The 4,344-nt window shown below is 38.5% G+C and carries 4 protein-coding genes; 1 reads left to right on the forward strand and 3 read right to left on the reverse strand.

Annotated elements, in window-relative coordinates; all coding sequences use genetic code 11:
* Positions 1-119 precede the first annotated feature (119 nt).
* Positions 120-290 carry a hypothetical protein gene (locus V7266_RS29910; protein WP_335472886.1) on the forward strand — a complete coding sequence of 57 codons (171 nt, stop codon included), beginning with the start codon at positions 120-122 and terminating at the stop codon, positions 288-290.
* A 37-nt stretch (positions 291-327) separates the two neighbouring features.
* On the opposite strand, the gene V7266_RS29915 is transcribed toward V7266_RS29910, so the two are convergent.
* From V7266_RS29915 to V7266_RS29925, 3 genes are all read right to left on the reverse strand, one after another.
* Positions 328-1,749, reverse strand: coding sequence for a sugar porter family MFS transporter (locus V7266_RS29915; RefSeq protein ID WP_335472888.1), 1,422 nt, complete (start codon positions 1,747-1,749; stop codon positions 328-330).
* A 207-nt stretch (positions 1,750-1,956) separates the two neighbouring features.
* Positions 1,957-3,156: a Gfo/Idh/MocA family protein gene (locus tag V7266_RS29920; RefSeq protein WP_335472890.1), complete on the reverse strand. Its 1,200-nt coding sequence runs from the start codon at positions 3,154-3,156 to the stop codon at positions 1,957-1,959.
* A gap of 59 nt (positions 3,157-3,215) precedes the next feature.
* Positions 3,216-4,157: a sugar phosphate isomerase/epimerase family protein gene (locus V7266_RS29925; RefSeq protein ID WP_335472892.1), complete on the reverse strand. Its 942-nt coding sequence runs from the start codon at positions 4,155-4,157 to the stop codon at positions 3,216-3,218.
* Positions 4,158-4,344: the final 187 nt, after the last annotated feature.

The raw sequence follows: 4,344 nt of genomic DNA on the forward strand, positions 1-4,344 counted from the left end.
GCTTTCATTAACAGTGTTAGCGTTTTTTTTATACTTGTTTTCGTTTTCATCGCGATTGCTAAAGCGACTCCCAAGGTACAAAATTAAATTAACCAAATTATTCCTAGGGAGGAATCATGATGAAAAAAATAATGGAATTCATTCAACATACAATGCAATCTTTTAACCATTCAATGGATCAATATGGAGAAGCTCGAATCGTTTTTTATGAAAGTATGTTTGCTTTAAGCGAAAAGAAAATAATCTCCGTTAAAAAACCCTATACAAAAAAACGCGGAGCGGCCCTCTAGACCTTCTCCGCGTTTCTGTTATTCATTTATATTTTATCTATGCTCTCATTTTAAAGTTATCCTCTATTTGTTCTAATGATAACCCTCTTGTCTCTGGCAGATTTTTCGCTACAAACACGATCCCAATGAATCCAAACACAGCAAATAAGAAAAATGTTCCTGAAAGTCCGAGTGTACTTAAAAGAGTAGGGAACAAAAGTCCTACTATAAAATTACAAAGCCATAAGAATAATGTAGCAATTCCCATACCTACACCACGTATACGAGCAGGAGAAGTTTCAGCAATTATCAGCCATCCTAAAGGGCCAATTGCCCCTTGGAAGAAGGCTAAATATAGGACTGTCAGTGATAATACTACAAATGGCAGGGCAGGTGAACCAGCAAGTGCGAAAGTAGAAATACCAATCGTAATAAGAACTACTGTTACACCAGTTAAACCTGTAAGCAGCATGGTCCGTCTGTTAATTTTGTTCGTGAGGGACATACCAACGATAACAGCAATAACGGCGATTAATCCATTTGCCACGTTTGCAATCAAAGCCGTTTTTGTTCCAAAACCGGAATTTTCAAGAATTTGTGTTCCATAATACATGATTGAATTGATACCGACTAACTGAGATATGGATCCAATGACAACCCCTATTAATACCATCTTTCGAACCCAAGGTATCCTTAAATCTTTTAGTGATCCTTTTTCCATTTTTTGCTCTGCTTGGATATGTGCCTTTATTTCATTTAATTCTTGTTGAGCGATCCCCTCATGACGAATCATTTGAAGCACTTTTAGTGCATCAGCCATTCTTCCTTTTGATGCTAACCAGCGCGGACTTTCTGGTAAAATAACCACGCCAATCCATAAAGCCACAGCTGGTAATGTAGCAATGACTAACATGTAACGCCAAACATGTCCTGTATCTCCAAAGGCATTTCCGATGACTGCATTAAAGATATAAGCTAGAAACTGCCCAGTTACAATCATCAATTCATTTCGAGTGACCATCATACCCCTTCGGTCCGATGGAGACATTTCTGCAAGATACGATGGTATGATCACGGAAGAACCACCGACAGCAAGACCGAGTAAAAAGCGGAAAACAATCATGATGGAGGCATTTGGTGCAAGAACGCAGCCTATTGTTGAAAATAAGAATAAAATTGCTAGATACATGATTAGGCTTCTTCGTCCTTTTTTATCAGATAACCGGCCTCCCGTTATTGAACCAAAAGCAGCACCTAAGATTAATGAACTCGCTACTAACCCTTCTGTAAGGGCATTAAGATTTAATTGGTCTGGTTTAGCCATAAATGGAAGTGCTCCATTAATTACCCCTGTATCATATCCAAATAATAGCCCCCCAAATGTTGATACAGTTGTTATTAATTTCAAGAACTTTTTTGGGTTCTTTCCCTGGACATGTTCCAGTTGAACTGGATTCTCTGAAACGTTGAGATTTTGCATGTTAAATATTCCCCTTTGTCTAATTGTTTTTTTAACAAATTTCTTCTGACAGATTCTTTGATGAAATCAAAATGAAATCCGGGATCAATTTAAAACGCTTTCATTTTATACAATAGATAAAAGATATATTTTATCTAACCGGGGAACAATCTACAGTAATTGCCCCCCGGTCTTAGAGGTCGTTCTCTCATATCGATGCTGTGTAATTTACACTAGCTGTGGTTTTTTGCTTTCATATTCCACCCAAACTGAGCCGTTTTCTGCTGAACGGACACAGTTTTCAATCCAGCGAATCCCTTCAATTCCTGCATTAATATCAGGGTATACCAGATTTTTCAATGTTTCCTCATCACCGCGATTTTTGGCATCAATAGCAATGGCAAATTTCAGATAAATATTTGCCCATGATTCAGTTAACCCTTCTTGATGCAAGGCTCCCAAACGCTCATCCGCATTACAAGTTTCATCCAAGTAAGGCATTGCTCGAATTAAGGTTTGAATAGGTTCTCCCTGAACTTCAAACCTAAGTTCATTTGGTTTGCTATCCCACCATTCCAGGCTTGCTTTCGATCCGACAATGCGAATTCTGTGGCCGTCCATACATCCTGCATTGATCGAAGATGTCCATAGTCTACCTACTGCTCCGTTTTCATATTGCATCAGAACAAAAGCATTATCCTCTAGAGGGTAACGGCTTCCAACAAAGCTCTGCCGATCACATAATAATTTTTTAATTTTCATCTGCGGAATAATCAATTCGGACATATAATAAGTGTGCGTTGAGAGATCTCCCAAAACAAAGCTTGGCCCGGCAACCTTAGGATCTACACGCCATTTTTGCGCAGCATTTGTTTTATCACCTTGTTCGGTTGCACTGAATCCATGTGTGTATTGTAAATCAACTACACGAATATCACCGATCTTGCCTTGTTCAATCATTGCCCGCATTTGAAGCAGCAACTGATTCCCGGAAAAACCATACGTAACTCCGACAATTTTTCCTTGTTTCTCTGCTAAGGCTTTAATTTCCTCACCCTCTGCAACGGTAAAGAACAAAGGTTTTTCGCAAATAACATGTAACCCCGCTCCCAATGCTGCTTTAGTAATTTCATAGTGAGTTCCGTTAGGAGTGGCAATGGAAACAACCTCAATACCATCCTCACGTTTAGCTTCTTCTGCAAACAATGTTTTATAATCAGGATAACAGCGGTTTTCCTCTACCCCAATATTGACACCAAAGTCCTTTCCTCTTTCAGCATCAATATCAAATGCACCTGCTACTAATTGAAAAGCGGTATTATCTCTTAATGCACCAATCCGGTGTTTATAACCAACCTGTCCAGTTCTTCCGCCTCCGACCATCGCCCAGCGTAGTGGTCTTGCTATTTTTTTCTCTCCATTTAACATAGTAAAAACTCCTCTCAATTCATCAATTTTTAGTTTATTCATCAGAAATATCTGTATTTTTAAAAGCTAAGTGTTTGTTTTAAAGCATCTATCGACGTTTTAATTCCACCCTCAACGGACATGGTTAGATCTTCCATTTCCAGTGATACCTCATCGTTATATCCCATCATGCGAACCACCGAGAAGAATTCTTTCCACCATTGCAAATCTTGACCGCAGCCGACAGCCACATAATTCCAAGCTCTATTTGCTGTATCCGTAACCTCTTTTGTTTCTAATACACCATTAACAGCAGATAAATGTCTTTCCATTCTTACATCTTTACCATGAACATGGTGAATCGCTGCTCCCAGTTCTCTGGCTGACAAAATAGGATCTGCACCCATCCAGATTAAATGGCTTGGGTCTAAATTCAAACCAACCATTGGGCCAACTGCATTTCGTAATCTAAATAATGTTTCCGGATTATAAACTAACATAGAACTGAAATTTTCTAGGGCAATTTTTTCTACACCGCATGATTCAGCTTTTTTCACTAGCTCTTTCCAATAAGGAATGGCTACCTCATTCCATTGATAATCTAGAATATCCTTTAATACTGGAGGCCAGCTTACTGTATAGGTAATCCAGTTAGGAATTTTATCTTCTGGGCTTCCTGCCGGCAGACCACTCATCATAATGACCTTCTTAACACCAAGCAGGCCAGCTAGATCCATTGTCTTTTCTGTTACTTCCCTATGTTCTTTGCCAAGTTCGCCTGGATCTAATGGATTCCCGGAACAATTTAATGCGCAAAGTTTTATATTCCGTTTCTCTAATTCACCTAGAAATTCACTTCTTTTTGCTTCACTTTCCAGCAATTCATTTAAACGCAAATGTGGTGCAGGTGACCAGCCTCCTGTTGTCATTTCAATGGTATTAATCCCCATTTCAGCCACCGTATCCAACATTTTTTCAAATGGCAAATGGCCTAAGCTATCTGTTACATATGATAATTTCATAGAATTCTTTCCTCCTTGTTTTGATTGTGTATATTTTATGGATCCTTTATTGCATAAAAATATTTGGTTTTTACATTTAAGGACATCTTACAAATCAACTTGTTTCTAGGGAATTCGCTTTCATTTTTTCATGTCTTTATTTTTCAATGAATCACCTTCTATGATATTGTCATGACCTTGTTTACAT

The sequence above is a fragment of the Neobacillus drentensis genome (assembly GCF_036965645.1).
Lineage (GTDB): Bacteria > Bacillota > Bacilli > Bacillales > Cytobacillaceae > Neobacillus > Neobacillus drentensis_D.